The following is a 16,798-nucleotide window of genomic DNA, read 5'->3' as shown; positions in this document are numbered from 1 at the left end:
GGTGTGCCGCGCCCCCCGCGATCCGCCCAAGCGCGCCATGTGAGCTCAGCCTCACGAAGCATCCACCCCGAACCTGGGAGCAACGTAGTGCCTGGAGAGAACCTCACCCGCATTGAAGCGCAGGAGCGCCGTGCCGTCATCGACACACACTCCTACGACGTCGTGCTCGACCTGACAACGGGCCCGGAGGTGTTCCGCTCGCGCTCGACTGTGCGATTCGCGGCCACCGCCGGTGCCAGCACGTTTATCGACCTCATTGCCCGCGATGTGAACTCGATCACTCTCAACGGTCGCGTGATCGATCCCGCGAGTGCCTATTCGGAGTCGCGCATTTCACTCGATGATCTCGCAGAACAAAACGAACTCATTGTTGACGCGACCTGCATCTACACGAACACCGGTGAGGGCCTCCATCGTTTCGTCGACCCGGTAGACGAAGAGGTTTACCTCTACTCGCAGTTCGAAGTGCCCGACTCACGCCGCATGTACGCGGTGTTCGAGCAGCCAGACCTCAAAGCAGCGTTCACATTCACAGTGACAGCACCCGCGGAATGGAAGGTCATCTCCAATTCGCCCGAAGCGGCTGCTCCCGTAGACCACGGCAACGGTTCAGCCACCTGGACTTTCGAGCCGACACCGCGGATTTCTTCCTACATCACAGCGCTGATTGCGGGACCCTACGAGTCGACCTTCTCCGAGCTCACCAGCGCATCTGGCCGCGTCATCCCGCTCGGAGTTTTCGGGCGAAAGAGCCTTTGGCAGCATCTTGACGCCGACTACATCTTCGACAAGACGCGCGAAGGCTTCGCGTACTACGAAGAGAAATTCAACTACCCCTACCCCTTTGCCAAGTACGACCAGCTCTTCGTTCCGGAGTTCAACGCCGGGGCAATGGAAAACGCTGGCGCTGTCACCTTCACTGAAACCTACGTGTTCCGCAGCAAGGTGACGGATGCTGTCAAGGAGCGTCGCGTTGTGACGATCCTTCACGAGCTCGCGCACATGTGGTTCGGTGACCTCGTCACCATGAAGTGGTGGAATGGCCTGTGGCTGAACGAGTCGTTCGCGGAGTGGGCATCGACGATTGCGACCGCTGAAGCTACGGAGTGGACAGCGGCGTGGACCACGTTCAACGCGATGGAAAAGACATGGGCATACCGTCAAGACCAGCTCCCCTCAACCCACCCGGTCGTTGCTGAAATCAACGATCTTGACGACGTACAAGTGAACTTCGATGGAATCACCTATGCCAAAGGCGGTTCAGTTCTCAAACAACTCGCGGCTTGGGTGGGCGTCGAGCAGTTCTTTGCCGGAGTTGCCGCGTACTTCGCAAAGCACGAGTGGAGCAACACTGAGCTGAGCGACCTCCTCGTCGAACTCGAGGCGACGAGCGGCCGTGAACTCGGCGAGTGGTCGAAGAAGTGGCTCGAAACCGCGGGTGTCAACACACTGTCACCACTGATCGAAGAGTCAAACGGCAAGATCACGCGCTTCGCGATCGTGCAGACAGCACCAGCCGACTACCCGACAATCCGACCCCATCGGCTCGGCGTGGGCTTCTACAGCCTCCGCGACGGTCGTCTCGAGCGTGTGCACCGCGTCGAAATCGACGTTGATGGTGACCGCACAGATGTGCCATCGCTGGTCGGTATCGAACGACCCGACCTCGTGCTGCTCAACGATAGCGATCTGGCGTACGCCAAGATCCGGCTCGATGAGCGCTCGCTCGCGACAGCAATCGCGCACCTTCGCGACATCAGCGACCCGCTGGCGCGCTCGCTTGTCTGGGGTGCAGCTTGGGATCAGACCCGTGACGCTGAGACCGCGGCATCCGACTATGTCGATCTGGTATTGCGCAACATCGGGTCCGAGACCGAATCCACGACAGTGCGCACCACCCTTGGCCAGTTGCTCCTTGCGGCAAACAGCTACGTCGTGCCCGAGAAACGTGCATCGACCCGTGTCAAAGTCGCCGATGCTCTCTGGGAGCTGGCGCAGCACGCGGAGAACGGAAGCGACAGCCAGCTGCAGTTCGTCACGTCGTTTGCGACGGCCGCGTCGAACCCCGCGCAGTGGGAAACAGTCCGCGCGCTTCGCGACGGAGAGCTCGTCTTGGAGGGGTTGGAGATCGATACCGACCTCTCGTGGCAGCTCCTCGTGTCGCTTGCAGCAGGTGGCGTCGTGACCGCAGCTGAAATCGACACAGCACTCGAGTCCGACAACACTGCTAAGGGCGGAGAGTTCGCGGCTCAGGCGAAAGCCGCAATCCCCACGGCAGAGGCGAAGCATGCCGCCTGGGATTCGCTCGTCGTATCGGGCGATGCCCCGAACACGATCGTTCGTGCAACGGCGCTCGGTTTCACCAATCCGGCAAGCGCTGACCTTCTCGAAGAGTTCGTGGTTTCGTACTTCGACATGCTGCTTCCGATCTGGAACAGTCGCAGCTATCAAATTGCGAGCTATCTAATTGTCGGGCTTTATCCCGCAGCTCTGGCGAACACGAGTCTTCGCGATGCCACACGTCGCTGGCTCGCAGAGAACGCCGATGCGCCCGGCGCGCTACGCCGTCTCGTGAGTGAAAACCTTGCGGGTACCGTGCGCTCGCTCGCCGCGCAGGAGCGCGACGCCAGCTAGCCTCCGAGACCTCAACATGAAGTGAGCCTTCACGCCCTGGCGGTGTGGAGGCTCACTTCTTTGTGCAGAAGTGGTCCTACGGTGCCATACTCCGGCGAGAGTTTCATACTCCGGACCGATCCGCCCAGCCATGGTCCTTTTCTAGTCTCAAGACATGATCGTTGCAGAAAACCTCAGCAAGAACTTTGGGGCACAAAATGCTGTGTCCGATGTAAGTTTCACTGTCCAGCCAGGAAAGGTGACGGGTTTTCTCGGCCCAAATGGCGCGGGCAAATCCACGATTATGCGCATGATCGTCGGCCTAGACCGCCCTACCCGCGGCCAGGTCACGGTGAACGGCCGCGACTACACCAAACTCCGCGCTCCTCTCGCCGAAGTCGGAGTGCTTCTCGACGCTAAAGCCGTGCACACCGGACGTAGTGCACGGAATCATCTTCGAGCGATGGCAGCGACCCACGGCATCCCGCAGTCCCGAGTTGATCACGTCATCGAAGTAACTGGCCTTACGACAGTTGCCCGAAAGCGTGCTGGCGGATTCTCGCTGGGGATGGGTCAGCGCCTCGGTATCGCGGCCGCCCTTCTCGGAGATCCGCACACTCTCGTGCTCGATGAACCAGTCAACGGCTTGGACCCCGAAGGCGTCCTGTGGGTACGTCGGTTTGTTCGCCACGCAGCGGCGGAGGGAAAGACAGTTCTGCTCTCTAGCCATCTCATGAGCGAAATGGCTGTCACGGCCGATCACATCATTGTGCTGGGGCGCGGGAGAGTCCTCGCGGATGCATCCGTCTCGGAACTCGTTAAGAACTGGACACGTGCGTCGGTGCACGTGCGTAGTCCGCGCGTTTCGCTCCTTGCCACAGCGCTCGAACATGACGGCGTGACGACTACGAGCCATGACGGCGATCTACTCGAAGTGAGCGGAATCGAAGCTGCAGCTATTGGCGATCTTGCTGCAGCGAGGGGTATCCCGTTGCACGAGCTGACACCAACTTCCGGAACCCTCGAAGACGCGTATCTCCGCCTCACAGGCGATGACGTCGAGTACAAGACAAAGGACCTCGCATGACTATTACCGACAGCAGACAACACTCGCAGGCCGCCGCACCCCTGCCCAAAAACGAATATCGATTGAGTTTTGGGCACGTTGTGCGCTCGGAATGGACCAAGTTCACAACTGTCAGGTCAACCGGGTGGTCGATCGGACTTGTCACGGTCGTCTCCGTCGGCCTGAGCATGCTCATGGCCTCAGCGATCGCGTCTTTCGGAGGTGATGAAGCCGCGTCGGTGACGGCATCGAACGTGACCGCGGTGCAAGCGATCGTGTTCAGCACGGTATTGACACAGCTTCTCGCCGTCATCCTCGGTGCGATCTCGGTGACGGGTGAATACTCAACCGGCATGATCAGATCGACGCAGACGGCGGCTCCCGGGCGATTCGGGTCGCTTCTCGCGAAGTCACTCGTTGTGGGTACAACGATGTTCATCACGGGGATTGTCGCATTTGCGGTGTCGGTTGCCGTCACAACACCCATCCTGGGCAAGGCAGCGCTCGACTTTAGTGACACGTCGTCCTCACTGATGCCGCTGCTCGGCGGCGCGTTCTACCTAGCGCTGATCTCGATTTTGGGCGTGGGAATCGGATTCATGGTGCGAAATGGCCCCGGTGCACTTGCGATCGGCATCGGTCTGGTCTTTGTAGCCCCGATACTGTTCCTCTTCTTTCCTCGTACCGACAGTTTCGCCTGGGTTCAAACAATCGCAAGCTACGCACCCTCCAATGCCGGGCAGTCTCTCTTCATGGGTGGCGGCATGTCAGGCAACCCCCTCGAAACCTGGCCCGCAATACTCACACTGGTGGCGTGGGCACTGGTGGCCATCGTCGGCGGAGCTGCAGTACTGCGGGCGCACGACGCGTACAGTCACGCCGTGAGTAATTCCCGCGTTTTCGTCCTCGGTGGGGCCCACAGCATCACCGAGGACGAGCTGCGTCTGCCTCGTCCACCCGGGATGGTGAGGAGGTTCTGGGCACGACACCCTTTCTTCACCGATATTCTGATCGCAATTCTCACGCTTTTCGTCTCTGCGCTCGGGACTCGAGTGTCAGACGGAATGAGCACCGAACCTGATGCTCTAACGCTCACAGCCTCCATCGTTCTCATGATCGCCGGTTGTGTCGCGCTCATCTGGCGTCGACGTTGGCCGACGATCGTGTTCACCGTCTCCGTGCTTCCCCTTCTGCTCATCGGAGGGGGCGGAGTCGAACTGCTGGGCCCCGCAGCGGTTGTGTCGATCTATTCGATCGCCGTCTACCGCAGCGCACGAGCGTGTTGGTATTCGTTCGGGGCAGCCATCGTGCTGTTCGTGGTCGTCACCTGGCTTTCGCTCGCAATGGCGCACGCAGATCTGATGCCCGCGGTGAACGTCAACCTGAGCGCCACATTTCTCCTCCTTCTCGGCGCGCTGATCGGCATCAACGTTGGCAACCGCAAGCGATACCTCGAAGCGCTCATCGATCGCTCCCGACAGCTCCTCATCGAAAGAGACCAGCACTCACGTCTCGCGACAGCCGCCGAACGCACACGAATTGCGCGTGAAATGCATGACATCGTCTCCCATTCGCTCACAGCGATCGTCGCCCTATCCGAGGGCGCTAGCGTCACGAAAGATCATGAGCGAGCCGCTGAGGCCAGTCGTACGGTCGCGAAGCGCTCTCGATGAAATGCGGGTCATGCTCGGCGTGCTGAGAGACGATCAACACGACGACACTCTTCCACTCGCGCCCGACCTCGAATCGTCACTCAGCGACCTGGTGGACACTGCGCGGGAGGCCCACTTTCACGTGACGCTGAGTATCTCAGGCGAGCCGGCAGGTTCATCGGCGGCGCGCCTGGCGACGCTACGGATCGCCCGTGAGGGACTCACGAACGCAATGCGTTACAGCCACCATTCTGCGCGGATCTTCTTGGCTGTGACTTATACCGATAACGCAATCGAAGTCAGCATCGAAAACAACCCCGCCAGCGTTCTCGAACCCTCCCAGGGCGCCGGCTACGGGCTCAAGGGACTCGAAGAGCGCCTTGCCTTCGTAGGTGGAACTTTGACCGCCGGCTTCGTCGCTGATTCTGTCTGGCGCCTGCACGCCCTTATTCCGAAGGATCCCACGAGTGCCTGAGACCACATCTCCCGCGATTCGCGTGCTGGTTGTCGACGATCAACACCTCATCCGGCTCGGATTTCGAATGGTGCTCGATGCTGAGTCAGATATCGACGTGGTCGGCGAAGCATCTGACGGCGATGCTGCCCTTCGACGGGCCATTGAGTTGTCCCCCGACGTGATCCTGATGGATGTTCGCATGCCCGAGGTCGATGGCATCGCCGCGACGAAAAGGATCGTCGCCGCGCAGCCATCCGCCCGCATCATCGTGCTCACGACCTTCGATCTCGACGAATATGCGTTCGGTGCGCTGCGCGCTGGCGCTAGCGGCTTTCTTCTGAAAGATGTGCGTGCGGCGGAGCTGACATCAGCTATTCGTGCCGTGCACGGCGGCGACGCGGCGCTGTCACCGCGCATTACCCGCAAGATGCTGGATCTCTTTTCAGATAGCGTGCCCGACGATGCGGCTGACGAGCGGGACGTGCCGGAGCCACTTGCCCAGCTGACGGCACGAGAACGCGACGTCTTTGTCGCGATCGCCAGTGGCAAAACAAACGCTGAAATTGCCAGAGACCTGTTCCTCAGCGAGTCGACAGTGAAAACGCACGTCGGCCGTGTGCTCGGCAAGGTTCATGCCCGCGACCGCGTTCATCTCGTGATCCTCGCGCATAACTGGGGCGTTGTTCCGGGCACACCCTCACCATGACCTGCTCAAGTCGAAGTCACAGAGCACCTCGTTAGGATCGGTGGAATGTACACCGAAGCCTTGGAGACAGCCGAAAACGGCTCCGCATCGTGGTGGGGCGATGTGCTCGGTGTGCTGACCGAGGTGGGATGGAACGTCGCGGTCGTTGCGGGGATCGTCGTTGGCGGCATCCTGTTGTCGTGGGTGCTCCGCATCATCATTCACCGCGTCGTCAATCGGATTGTCAATCGCACGAAGAACAAGGCAAACGTCGAAGATACGCAAGCGCTAGATCGCTCACCGCTTGCAGCGGTGCGCGTCGTACAGCGCACACGCACTCTCGGGTCGATCCTGCAGAATATCGCCAACGTGACCATCGTGGTGATTGCGCTGCTGCTGATGGTGCAGAGACTCGCGCCAGACACTCTCGGCTCGTTGACGCTTCTGACGGCCGCGGTTGGTGCGGGTCTCGGATTCGGGGCACAGAACATTGTGAAAGATGTCCTCAACGGCATCTTTATCGTCGCCGAAGACCAGATTGGTATCGGCGACATCGTCGACGTCGGCCTCGCCACCGGGATCGTGGAGTTCGTCAGTGTGCGCGTGACTCATGTTCGCGATGCGAACGGCACTCTCTGGTACGTCCGCAACGGCGAGATCACTCGAATTGGCAACATGTCGCAGGGCTGGTCCCGCGCCATCGTCGACGTTGGGGTTCCCGCAGGCAGCGATATCGCTACGGTCGAAGCTGCGATGCTCGACGCGGCAAACGAACTCGCGAAAGAATCGAAGTGGCACAGCAGAATCCTTGAGCACCCCGAAACCTGGGGCCTGGAGACGATCTCAGGAGATCTTCTCGTGATTCGAGTCGTGATGAAGACCCGCGCCACAGCGAAAGATGACGTGACGAGCGAGTTGAAACTTCGCTTGAAACGGGCAGTCGAGACCCTAGGACTCACGGTACCAAGCCTCAACTCTGTGACGCTCACCGGCAACGACGCAGCGCAACGGGTGCGTGGCGCCAATCCACCTCGTACCCGGCCTACTCCGATTACGGCCCCGCCGGACCACCCGCTGTGGCGCACAACCGTTTCGCGCCCAGAACCCGGAATTTCTGACGAACTGAAGGATCCTCACGAGTGACAAATACCGAAACACCCAGCTTCTACGAGCAGATTGGTGGCCGCGCGACCTTCACGAAACTCGTTGACGTTTTCTACGAGGGTGTCGCGCGTGACGACGTCCTCGAACCGATGTATCCCGAGGCAGACCTTGAGCCGGCGAAGGAACGTCTCCTTCTCTTTCTCGAGCAATACTGGGGTGGGCCAACGACGTATAGCCAGGAACGCGGCCATCCACGTTTACGGATGCGACACGCGGGCTTTCACATCAACCCTGATGCGCGCGATCGTTGGCTCGCGCACATGCGAACAGCCGTAGACGCGCTCGAACTATCGCCGCTTCACGAAGCTACGCTGTGGGACTATCTCCAAAGAGCCGCGCTCGCGATGGTGAACACTTTCGAGCCGACGCCATAAGACATAGGACGACAAAGGAGTCGCCATGACAATCAAGCACAACACTGATGTCCTCGTGATTGGATGGGGGCTCTCCGGCCTCGTCGCGGCAACCGAAGCGCTTGCTTCCGGCGCAGCGGTGACGCTCATTGACCAAGAGTCGCGCCCGAACCTCGGCGGCCAAGCGTGGTGGTCCTTCGGCGGCCTCTTCTTCGTAGATTCTCCTGAGCAGCGAAGGATGGGCATACATGACTCCATCGATCTCGCACGGCAAGACTGGGATGCGACGGCAGCATTTGACCGCGAGGAGGATGCGTGGCCCAGACGGTGGGCTTCGGCATATCTGGATTTCGCAGCAGGCGAAAAGCGAGCATGGCTTCGCAGCAAAGGTGTCTCGTTCTTTCCTGTCGTTGGCTGGGCCGAGCGCGGCGGATATACCGCGATGGGGCCAGGCAATTCAGTGCCGCGATTTCACGTAACCTGGGGCACCGGACCCGGCGTCGTGGCGCCGTTTCAAGCCGCCGTCGAATCTGCCGAGGCGGAGGGACGTCTGACGATTCTGGCGCGGCACCGCGTCACATCCCTCACGGCCTCCAACGGAGTTGTCACTGGAGCTAGCGGGGTCGTACTCACACCATCAGAATCGGAGCGCGGCGTCGAAACGTCTCGCGACCCCATCGATGATTTCGAAATAGGCGCGCAGGCGACCATTGTCAGCACCGGCGGAATCGGCGGCAATCACGAACTTGTCCGAAAACAGTGGCCCGCGCGCTTAGGAACACCGCCCGTATCGCTGCTGACGGGCGTGCCTGCGTACGTCGATGGGTCGATGTACGCAATCGCCGAGACCGCCGGCGCACGACTAATCAACGGTGATCGGATGTGGCACTACGTCGAGGGAATCAAGAATTGGAATCCGATTTGGCCCGGGCATGGCATTCGAATCCTCCCAGGTCCTTCTTCACTCTGGCTGGACGCTACGGGCAAACGTCTGCCAGTGCCGCTGTTTCCTGGTTTTGACACGCTCGGCACACTCGAGCACCTCCGCGCATCCGGGCACGATCATTCATGGTTTGTGCTGTCCCAGCGCATCATCGAAAAAGAGTTCACGCTTTCAGGCAGCGAACAAAACCCCGACCTCACCGGCAAGGATGTCAGGCTTCTCCTACGCTCACGGCTAGGCCCGGGCGCCGCCGGTCCTGTGCAGGCGTTCCTTGACCACGGCGAGGACTTCGTCGTGCGTCACAACCTCGACGCACTCATCGATGGCATGCGAGCACTCCCGGGAGGTGAAGCTCTCGACCCGCAACGAGTTCGTGCCGAACTCGTTGCCCGCGACCGCGAGATCGAGAACGACTTCACCAAGGATGCGCAGATCGCCATGCTGCGCTCGGCCCGGGCATATCGTGGCGACAAGCTCATCCGAACGGCATCCCCCCATCGGATCCTCGACCCTGCAGCCGGACCTCTCATCGCGGTTAAGCTGCATGTCATCACTCGCAAATCCCTCGGCGGGATCGAGACTGACCTCTCATCGCGGGCGCTGGGGCCCGATGGCACGGTCGTACCGGGGCTCTATGCAGCAGGTGAGGCGAGCGGATTCGGCGGTGGCGGCCTGCACGGATATCGCGCGCTCGAGGGGACGTTTTTGGGAGGGTGTTTGTTTTCCGGCCGGGTCGCTGGGCGAGCGGCCGGTGCTGCGATCTAACGGGGACCGGTCGTGCGCACGGGCGTCAACCCACTCTGCTTCGGACCTCGCACGAGCACGTGCCCACGAGTAAACGTCAGCCGCTGCCAAGATGGCGCGCGGCGCAGCGGCGCCATCTCGTCGCCAGCGATGAAACCCATGGTGAATGCGGCAAAAGCCACACCTAGCGGCAGCCCCGCAAGTTCGCCATCAGGCACGCCCCAGATCGATGCGCGCACGCCATGGACGATATCCTCACCGGCATCCTGCGGCATCGCGTCGGAGACCGCTGCGATGCCCCACTGCGCGCGAGCAGCGACCACCGATGCGGCAATAGGTTCTGCGGGCTCCCAACCACCCCGCGGTGGCGCAATTCCTGCCCATGCTGCGGTCACGCTGTTGCCAGGAAGGATAACGCTACTCGAGTCGTCGGGATCAGTGACGAGTTCATCCGCGGCCACTACAAAGTCGCAAACGAGTTCCGGATCCACTGGAAGCGCCCGCATGGCAAGAATTGTCGGCGTCGTGTCGAGCAGGCCCTTGGGCGACAGGATCGCCGTCGTCATCGCGATCGTGCCACCCGCCGCTTGCAGTCTCACTCGAGATTCCGCCCCGAGCTTTGCAGCACGGGACGCAAAGGTCACGAGGTCGGAGGCAGAACCAGAATCGGGGAAAAACAGACGAGCGGGCACCCGACCTAAACTATCAACTGCGGGTGCATCCAGTTCGCTCGTGCCTAGAGGAGAGCGGTGAGCACTGTGCCTGATGATCCGATCGCAGATTTGCTTGGCGTACTCGCACTGGAGTCTTCAGAGGCTCGTACAACCGAGGACATCTTCACGGGACGTTCACAACCGATGCCCTACGGCCGAGTGTTTGGCGGTCAGGTTCTCGCGCAGGCTGTCGTGGCCGCTGGCCGCACTTTGCCCTCCGAGCGACTCCCCCACTCGATGCACGGATATTTTCTTCGACCCGGAGACGCTTCGCGCAGCATCACATTTTCGGTTGATCGCATCCACGATGGTCGTTCTTTCTCGACACGGCGAACACAGGCGTTCCAGGATGGCGTGCCGATCTTCTCGATGATCGCGTCTTTCCAAGACGAATCTCCCGGACTCGAGCATCACGTCGCGATGCCTTCAGGTGTTCCCGACCCTGAAGATCTTCCCGACCCCGACGGTTCTCATCCGTTTTCTGATCGAATCTTTCGTGAACAGCCGTTGGACGTGAGGCACGTTAATGGCGCGCTCTATGCGGACGCTGTCGAGCTGTCGACGACACAGTCCGTCTGGATGCGCACGCGCGGCGAGCTGCCCGATGAGCGTAGCGTTCACCGCGCCGCGCTGGCTTATATGAGCGATCTAACGATACAAGAGACGATATTGCGGGCACACGGGGTCGCCTGGACAACCCCGGGTTTGAAAGTGGCAAGCCTTGACCACGCCATGTGGTGGCATAGGGATGGACGTGCCGACGAGTGGGTTCTCTACGTACAAGAGGCCCCGAGCGCTCGCGGGGGCCGTGGGTTGGCGACTGGACGCATCTATTCCCGTGGCGGAGAACTCTTAGTCAGCGTGGCCCAAGAAGTCATGGTGAGGGTTCCACAGAGCTGAAAATTCACTTGCGGCGGGCATAAATGATCGGCGGGCCGACGTAGCGAGACCACACCGACCGCTGCTCGTCGGTGAGACGCACGGGCCGCCCCGTCTCGACACTGACCATCACGATCATGGCCGTCGCACGCGCGTAAAGCACGGGAGGTTCGTGACGGGACTCGTCCGAAAAAACTTCGTAACAGACCTCGAGACTCGATCCACCCAGTGCGCCGAACCACATCTGCACGTCGAGGGGCTGCCGCTGGTAAGGCACCGGAGCGAGATACTCGATTTCTTGGCGGGCGATAAGCGTCATCGCACCCGCTTCTGACGATGAATCGACCACAGCCGTCTCCGGAGCCGACTCATCTGCACCGGGTCGCCAAAACGCTCGAACCCGAGCTTCCTCAAGGAGCTTGAGCATCGACGTGTTGTTGACATGATTGAATGCGTCGAGGTCGCCCCACCTGAGGTGAATCGGGATGTGTATTCGCCGACCCGCCTCAGGCGCAGAAAATCTAGTCACGAGTGAGCTTGCGATACGTCGCGCGCGAGGGTTTCGCAGCGTCTGCGCCGAGACGCTCGATCTTGTTCTCTTCGTAGGCTTCGAAGTTTCCTTCAAACCAGTGCCACTTGTCGGGCTGCTCTTCGGTGCCCTCGTAGGCCAGGATGTGCGTTGCGATGCGGTCGAGGAACCACCGATCGTGTGTAATCACCACGGCGCAACCAGGAAATTCGAGAAGCGCGTTCTCAAGTGACTGCAGCGTCTCGACATCGAGGTCGTTTGTGGGTTCGTCGAGGAGGAGGAGGTTTCCACCCTGCTTGAGCGTGAGTGCCAGATTCAATCGGTTGCGCTCGCCACCGGAGAGCACACCAGCCTTCTTCTGCTGGTCGGGCCCTTTGAACCCGAACTTCGAGACGTACGCGCGAGAGGGAATCTCCGTCTTTCCGATCGTGATGATGTCAAGACCATCCGACACCACCTCCCAGAGCGACTTGTTGGGGTCGATGCCTCCGCGAGTCTGATCGACATAGCTGATCTTGACAGTCTCACCGATCTTGAGGTCACCACCGTCTAGCGGCTCCAAGCCAACGATCGTTTTGAAGAGAGTCGTCTTACCCACGCCGTTGGGACCGATGACGCCGATGATTCCGTTGGGCGGCAAGCTGAAGCTCAGTCCATCGATCAGCATTCGACCGTCGAAACCTTTTTGAAGCTTCTTCGCCTCAATAACCACCGAGCCGAGACGCGGACCCGCGGGAATCTGAATCTCGTCAAAATCAAGCTTCCGAGTGCGTTCGGCCTCCGTTGCCATCTCTTCGTAGCGGGCAAGTCGGGCCTTCGACTTTGCTTGACGCCCTTTGGCGTTCGAGCGAACCCAAGCAAGTTCCTCCGTCAGACGCTTCGCAAGCTTGGCGTCCTTCTTCCCTTGGACATTGAGGCGCTCGGCCTTCTTCTCGAGATACGTGGAGTAGTTTCCCTCATACCCGATGAGTCGGCCGCGGTCGACTTCAGCGATCCACTCGGCGACGTTGTCCAGGAAGTACCGGTCGTGCGTGATGGCGATCACTGCACCGGGATACTTTTGCAAGTGCTGCTCTAGCCACAACACGCTCTCGGCGTCCAAGTGGTTGGTTGGTTCATCGAGCAAAAGTAGATCGGGTTTTTGCAGCAGTAGCTTCGTGAGCGCAACTCGGCGCTTCTCGCCACCGGAAAGATTGGCGACCGTGGTGTCGCCGGGCGGGGTGCGTAAAGCATCCATCGCTTGCTCGAGCTGTGAGGTGAGGTCCCACGCATCTGCCGCGTCGATATCTTCCTGCAGCGTTCCCATCTCAGCCAGAAGCGCATCGAAGTCAGCATCTGGTTCGGCCATCAATGCCGAAATCTCGTTGAAACGGTCAACCTTCGCTTTGATCTCGCCAACGCCCTCTTCAACGTTTTCGAGAACGGTCTTCGACTCGTTGAGTTCGGGTTCCTGCATCAATATGCCGACCGTAAAACCGGGACTGAGGTTCGCGTCACCGTTGGAAGGTTGATCGAGCCCCGCCATGATCTTCAGGATCGTCGACTTACCCGCCCCGTTTGGGCCAACCATCCCGATTTTCGCCCCTGGCAAGAACGCCATGGTGACATCGTCAAGGATGAGCTTGTCGCCCACCGTTTTTCGGGCACGGACCATCTGATAGATGTACTCAGCCATAGCTTTTGAACGTTCTCCTCTAGGTGATGACGTCAGCGACCTAGCCTACCGGTGCAGTCACCGGCATGTATCCAGCTCGGTTTCGCACTACCAGTCGATCGGCCGAGTGTCTCCGAGAAGGCACGTCCCCGTCCCGAGAACCGGAAGCACAACCGTAACGGCTTGACCGGTGGCCGGTCCGACCTGTCCAACGAGACAGTCCTCACCGATCAGAACAGAGAACTGGATACTCTCGGCGGCGTTACCGACGGTAGTCATGTCTTGCGTGACCTGCATAGAACCCTTATCGAATCCCGCGGATGAAAGTGCGTCAATGTACGCACGTCCACTCACCGAATCGGGCCCGGCCCAAACGTCTTGAACAATCTGAGCAAAGAACGGCAAGTTTTCATCAGCGGTGCCGTCCGGAACGAGCGTCGGCGCCGGCTCTTCCGTGGGCGACGCAGCAGGTTCGGAAGTCGCCACAGCAGATGTTGTCGCTGTGCCACTCGGAGTGGGTTCTGTCGCCGTGCACCCGACGACGACCACACCGAGGGCGACAAGTGCCACGACGACGGCTGGCAAACGAGTGATACGTGGGCGATGCACGCGGCAAGTCTATGTGTCTCTCGCTGTGCGATCGGTTAAGAGCCGCGCGGGGAAGCGCGCCATCAAAACGGAACTTCGACAGTTTCAGCATCGTCCTCAGCACTAGCTTCTGCTCCTCGACGCGACGAAGAGCCAGCGTCTGAGCTCATGGGAGCTTTCCACGCCTCGTCGGAACCTGACGAAGCCCACTCTTCATCACCTGAATTCATAGACGCCGCGTTACCACCACCGCCGGAACCATCGCGAACAAATGTTGTCGTGCCCCAGAGTAGATCTGGACCGATCGCTTCAGCCTCCACTTCTGCGGAAACGCCCTTCTTCGTACCGGTGTCCCATTCACGAAGTCGCAGGCGTCCGTGCACGATCACACGGTCGCCACGGTGGAGTGACCGATATGCGTGATCGGCTAGCGTTCGAAACACCGAGACGGTGAACCAACTTGTCACCCCATCGGCCCAGGTGCTCTTTTCGCGATCGTAGCGTCGCTCCGTTCGAGCCAGCCGGAAGGTTGTCACCGCCACACCGCCGTTGGTCTCACGCCGTTCTGGTTCGGTGATGTTACCGGTGATCGTGATGCTGTCACTCATCGAAGTGACTCCTCTCCTCTTTACATCGGGTGCCCTGACGCCCGAGTGCCCGGCAGGCGCCAGGGCGATCTCTACTTTCGACGACCGGCTCGACAACGAGTTGCTGCTCGTACTGCTTGTGGACCATCAGCCGGCGTACGCATCGTGGGGAGAGCGCAATAGCGGCGCGAACTCAGTGTCGGAGGCCACGGATAGATTCGCCTCAGCAAAGGAGACGACCATGACAGCACTAAATTCCGCACCCGCCCTGGACCATCTCGTTCCGGGCCTCGTTCTCGCGAAGTCGCACGTCAAGTGTCACCCCCTGCCAGCTAACGCGTGGCGCGTTACCGATGTTCGAGACCGCGTTCTCGGTCACCTCAAAGCCAATGAGACACCGCAGGGCACGCAGTTTGTCGCGCGGCGGTTCCACGCGGCGAGCAGTGACTTCAGAGACGTCGGCACATTTTGGAACGCCGCCGATGCCTTGGAGTGCTTACGCCACTGCTGAGCGGCGCTTATACGACCGACTCGACCGTCGCGCTCATCACGTGCGGTGCACCCGCTCGGACAGCGCCCCACTGCGAAGCGAGAATGTCGACTGCGCGTTCCAGGTCCGACGGCGATGACGTAAATGGGATACGTAGATGGCGCTCGTGACCTCCTTCGAGCGAGAACCGAGAACCCGAGGACAGAATCAATCCTTGAGAGCGCGCCGCCATCGCAAGCGGACCACTCAACGGTGCATCGAGCTCTACCCACAACGAGACCCCACCGTGGGTATCCGGTACCCGCCACTGCGGCAACGTGCTGCTCAAAGCGCTGACGAGCGTATCGCGACTCTTTTGCATCACATCGGCGCGCTGCGCAATGATCTGCGGCATCCGTTCAAGTAGGCGAACTCCCACTGACTGTTCGAACTCCGGAGTTCCGAGTTCGTGCGCGAAACGGGCGATGACGAGCCTGCGGATGAAGTCCGATTGCGCACGCACCCACCCGATACGGAGCCCGCCCCACACAGTCTTGCCGAATGAGCCGATGCGCACGACATTTTGCGCATCGACCCAATCGCCGTGACCAAGCGGGCGATAGTGCCCAGCTCGGTCGATGTTGAGTTCTGCCGTGGTTTCATCGACCACGAGAATCGTGCCCGCGCGCGCGGCCGACTCCTCGAACACGCGGCGAGCTTCGTGCGACATCGACATGCCCGTCGGGTTATGGAAGTCGGGCATCAGATACGCCAGCGTTGGTAATGTCCGACGAAAGACCTGTTCCGCACGATCGAGATCCCATCCACTCACCGTGCTCACGGGGATCCCGATCACCCGCGCGCCGGCTCGACGCATTGCATCCGCCGCGTGGGGGTAGGTAGGAGTCTCCATCGCAACGCGATCGCCTCGACCTACCGCAACGGATGCGATGAGAAATATGGCGCTCTGCGCACCATTTGTGATCAGAATCTCCGACTCGGATGTGGGGATACCGGCGGCTGTGTAGCGAGCAGCTATCGCTCGTCGCAATTCCGGAGCACCAACGACGTCGTATCCCGAACGACCAAGAAGCGACGCAACGCTTGCTGCCGCATCTGAGAAGACCTCAGCCAGCCCGGGCCACGCTGCGGGGCTCGCCTGGCTGAGATCGATCGTCCCGGCAGAGGCCCACATCGTTGCCGCCTCGCGACCAGGAAGCGATCGGGTCACGCTCCCAGAGCCGCGGAGACTCTCGATGTGCCCCGATTCTCGGAGACTTTGGTAAGCCGCGGCAACAGTGGTTCGGCTGACGCCGAGGTGCGCGGAAAGCTCGCGTTCCGCAGGAAGCCCAGTCCCCGGGGCGATCCTGTTGTCGATGCTGAGCAGCCGAATACTATTCGCCAATGCCTCATATGCCGGGTCACTCACACGCCAGCTTCCGATGAGCGCTGTCAGTGATCGTGCGGAGATCCGAGAGTCCATTCCCACAGATTAGCGAGATTGGCCCCCAACAAACAGAGCGATGCCACTCCCCCAGAGGTCCAATTCTTCATCAGTGGACCCTGCCAACAGCTCAGGGATATTGGTGGTGCCCTCGGCACGATTCGAACGTGCGACCGGCGGATTAGAAGGCCGCTGCTCTATCCACTGAGCTACGAGGGCGTACTGCTTCTAAGATACCGCGCAGCCCGAACAGAGAGA

16 protein-coding genes and 1 tRNA gene are annotated in these 16,798 nt (G+C 60.4%); 10 read left to right on the top strand and 7 right to left on the bottom strand.

Features of this window, described 5'->3' with window-relative positions:
• The first annotated feature begins 87 nt into the window (after positions 1–87).
• The 8 genes from pepN (at position 88) to G6N83_RS13120 (ending at position 9,698) form a co-directional block, all read left to right on the top strand.
• Positions 88–2,634 carry an aminopeptidase N gene (gene pepN, locus G6N83_RS13155; RefSeq protein ID WP_165142758.1) on the top strand — a complete coding sequence of 849 codons (2,547 nt, stop codon included), beginning with the start codon at positions 88–90 and terminating at the stop codon, positions 2,632–2,634.
• Positions 2,635–2,788: 154 nt separating this feature from the next.
• Positions 2,789–3,700 carry an ATP-binding cassette domain-containing protein gene (locus tag G6N83_RS13150; protein ID WP_165142756.1) on the top strand — a complete coding sequence of 304 codons (912 nt, stop codon included), beginning with the start codon at positions 2,789–2,791 and terminating at the stop codon, positions 3,698–3,700.
• The gene (locus G6N83_RS13145; RefSeq protein ID WP_165142754.1) at positions 3,697–5,352 is read left to right on the top strand and encodes a histidine kinase; all 1,656 of its coding nucleotides are present in this window, start codon (positions 3,697–3,699) and stop codon (positions 5,350–5,352) included. Before G6N83_RS13150 ends, G6N83_RS13145 begins: the two co-directional genes overlap by 4 nt.
• Positions 5,303–5,806 (top strand): sensor histidine kinase, encoded by a 504-nt coding sequence (locus G6N83_RS13140; RefSeq protein WP_165142752.1) that lies wholly within the window; start codon positions 5,303–5,305, stop codon positions 5,804–5,806. The genes G6N83_RS13145 and G6N83_RS13140 overlap by 50 nt, the downstream gene beginning before the upstream one ends.
• A 67-nt stretch (positions 5,807–5,873) precedes the next feature.
• On the top strand, positions 5,874–6,494 hold the full coding sequence (locus G6N83_RS13135; protein ID WP_208379940.1) for a response regulator: 621 nt from the start codon (positions 5,874–5,876) through the stop codon (positions 6,492–6,494).
• Between the two features lie 45 nt (positions 6,495–6,539).
• The gene (locus G6N83_RS13130) at positions 6,540–7,616 is read left to right on the top strand and encodes a mechanosensitive ion channel family protein (RefSeq protein ID WP_165142748.1); all 1,077 of its coding nucleotides are present in this window, start codon (positions 6,540–6,542) and stop codon (positions 7,614–7,616) included.
• A complete protein-coding gene (locus G6N83_RS13125) occupies positions 7,613–8,011 on the top strand; it encodes a globin (RefSeq protein ID WP_165142746.1) in 399 nt (132 codons plus the stop codon). Before G6N83_RS13130 ends, G6N83_RS13125 begins: the two co-directional genes overlap by 4 nt.
• A 25-nt stretch (positions 8,012–8,036) precedes the next feature.
• Positions 8,037–9,698 carry an FAD-binding dehydrogenase gene (locus tag G6N83_RS13120; RefSeq protein WP_165142744.1) on the top strand — a complete coding sequence of 554 codons (1,662 nt, stop codon included), beginning with the start codon at positions 8,037–8,039 and terminating at the stop codon, positions 9,696–9,698.
• Here G6N83_RS13120 and G6N83_RS13115 read toward each other — a convergent pair.
• The gene (locus G6N83_RS13115; protein ID WP_165142742.1) at positions 9,695–10,369 is read right to left on the bottom strand and encodes a DUF8185 domain-containing protein; all 675 of its coding nucleotides are present in this window, start codon (positions 10,367–10,369) and stop codon (positions 9,695–9,697) included. The genes G6N83_RS13120 and G6N83_RS13115 overlap by 4 nt on opposite strands.
• 57 nt (positions 10,370–10,426) lie before the next feature.
• On the opposite strand from G6N83_RS13115, the gene G6N83_RS13110 reads away from it, so the two are divergent.
• Positions 10,427–11,290, top strand: coding sequence for an acyl-CoA thioesterase (locus G6N83_RS13110; RefSeq protein ID WP_241246224.1), 864 nt, complete (start codon positions 10,427–10,429; stop codon positions 11,288–11,290).
• Between the two features lie 4 nt (positions 11,291–11,294).
• On the opposite strand, the gene G6N83_RS13105 is transcribed toward G6N83_RS13110, so the two are convergent.
• From G6N83_RS13105 to ssb, 4 genes are all read right to left on the bottom strand, one after another.
• On the bottom strand, positions 11,295–11,798 hold the full coding sequence (locus G6N83_RS13105; RefSeq protein WP_241246223.1) for an acyl-CoA thioesterase: 504 nt from the start codon (positions 11,796–11,798) through the stop codon (positions 11,295–11,297).
• Positions 11,791–13,473: an energy-dependent translational throttle protein EttA gene (ettA, locus tag G6N83_RS13100; protein WP_165142740.1), complete on the bottom strand. Its 1,683-nt coding sequence runs from the start codon at positions 13,471–13,473 to the stop codon at positions 11,791–11,793. The genes G6N83_RS13105 and ettA overlap by 8 nt, the downstream gene beginning before the upstream one ends.
• Positions 13,474–13,560: 87 nt before the next feature.
• Positions 13,561–14,061: a DUF6993 domain-containing protein gene (locus G6N83_RS13800; RefSeq protein WP_183408390.1), complete on the bottom strand. Its 501-nt coding sequence runs from the start codon at positions 14,059–14,061 to the stop codon at positions 13,561–13,563.
• 62 nt (positions 14,062–14,123) lie between these two features.
• Entirely contained in the window at positions 14,124–14,648 is a 525-nt protein-coding gene (gene ssb, locus G6N83_RS13090) for a single-stranded DNA-binding protein (RefSeq protein WP_165142738.1), read from the bottom strand.
• Here ssb and G6N83_RS13085 point away from each other — a divergent pair.
• Positions 14,635–15,138 carry a hypothetical protein gene (locus G6N83_RS13085; protein ID WP_165142736.1) on the top strand — a complete coding sequence of 168 codons (504 nt, stop codon included), beginning with the start codon at positions 14,635–14,637 and terminating at the stop codon, positions 15,136–15,138. The two genes, ssb and G6N83_RS13085, sit on opposite strands and share 14 nt — an antisense overlap.
• A gap of 7 nt (positions 15,139–15,145) precedes the next feature.
• Here G6N83_RS13085 and yczR read toward each other — a convergent pair whose 3' ends face one another.
• Together yczR and G6N83_RS13075 are read right to left on the bottom strand one after the other, a co-directional pair.
• Entirely contained in the window at positions 15,146–16,579 is a 1,434-nt protein-coding gene (yczR, locus tag G6N83_RS13080) for a MocR-like transcription factor YczR (RefSeq protein WP_165142734.1), read from the bottom strand.
• Positions 16,580–16,683: 104 nt separating this feature from the next.
• A tRNA-Arg gene (locus G6N83_RS13075) sits at positions 16,684–16,759 on the bottom strand.
• Positions 16,760–16,798: the final 39 nt, after the last annotated feature.

Origin of the sequence: Microbacterium endophyticum, from assembly GCF_011047135.1 — a bacterium.
In the GTDB taxonomy this organism is placed as follows: domain Bacteria; phylum Actinomycetota; class Actinomycetes; order Actinomycetales; family Microbacteriaceae; genus Microbacterium; species Microbacterium endophyticum.
The sequence above is the reverse complement of the archived record's forward strand: the minus strand, read 5'-3'. Positions and strand labels throughout refer to the sequence as shown.

What these genes read in the sequence shown, in the direction of transcription:
- G6N83_RS13150 (WP_165142756.1), top strand. Translation starts at nt 2,789, where the DNA reads ATGATCGTTGCAGAAAACCTCAGCAAGAACTTTGGGGCACAAAATGCT.
- G6N83_RS13120 (WP_165142744.1), top strand. Translation starts at nt 8,037, where the DNA reads ATGACAATCAAGCACAACACTGATGTCCTCGTGATTGGATGGGGGCTC.
- ettA (WP_165142740.1), bottom strand. Translation starts at nt 13,473, where the DNA reads ATGGCTGAGTACATCTATCAGATGGTCCGTGCCCGAAAAACGGTGGGC.
- ssb (WP_165142738.1), bottom strand. Translation starts at nt 14,648, where the DNA reads ATGAGTGACAGCATCACGATCACCGGTAACATCACCGAACCAGAACGG.
- G6N83_RS13140 (WP_165142752.1), top strand. Translation starts at nt 5,303, where the DNA reads ATGAGCGAGCCGCTGAGGCCAGTCGTACGGTCGCGAAGCGCTCTCGAT.
- G6N83_RS13130 (WP_165142748.1), top strand. Translation starts at nt 6,540, where the DNA reads ATGTACACCGAAGCCTTGGAGACAGCCGAAAACGGCTCCGCATCGTGG.
- G6N83_RS13085 (WP_165142736.1), top strand. Translation starts at nt 14,635, where the DNA reads ATGCTGTCACTCATCGAAGTGACTCCTCTCCTCTTTACATCGGGTGCC.
- G6N83_RS13145 (WP_165142754.1), top strand. Translation starts at nt 3,697, where the DNA reads ATGACTATTACCGACAGCAGACAACACTCGCAGGCCGCCGCACCCCTG.
- yczR (WP_165142734.1), bottom strand. Translation starts at nt 16,579, where the DNA reads ATGGACTCTCGGATCTCCGCACGATCACTGACAGCGCTCATCGGAAGC.
- G6N83_RS13135 (WP_208379940.1), top strand. Translation starts at nt 5,874, where the DNA reads ATGGTGCTCGATGCTGAGTCAGATATCGACGTGGTCGGCGAAGCATCT.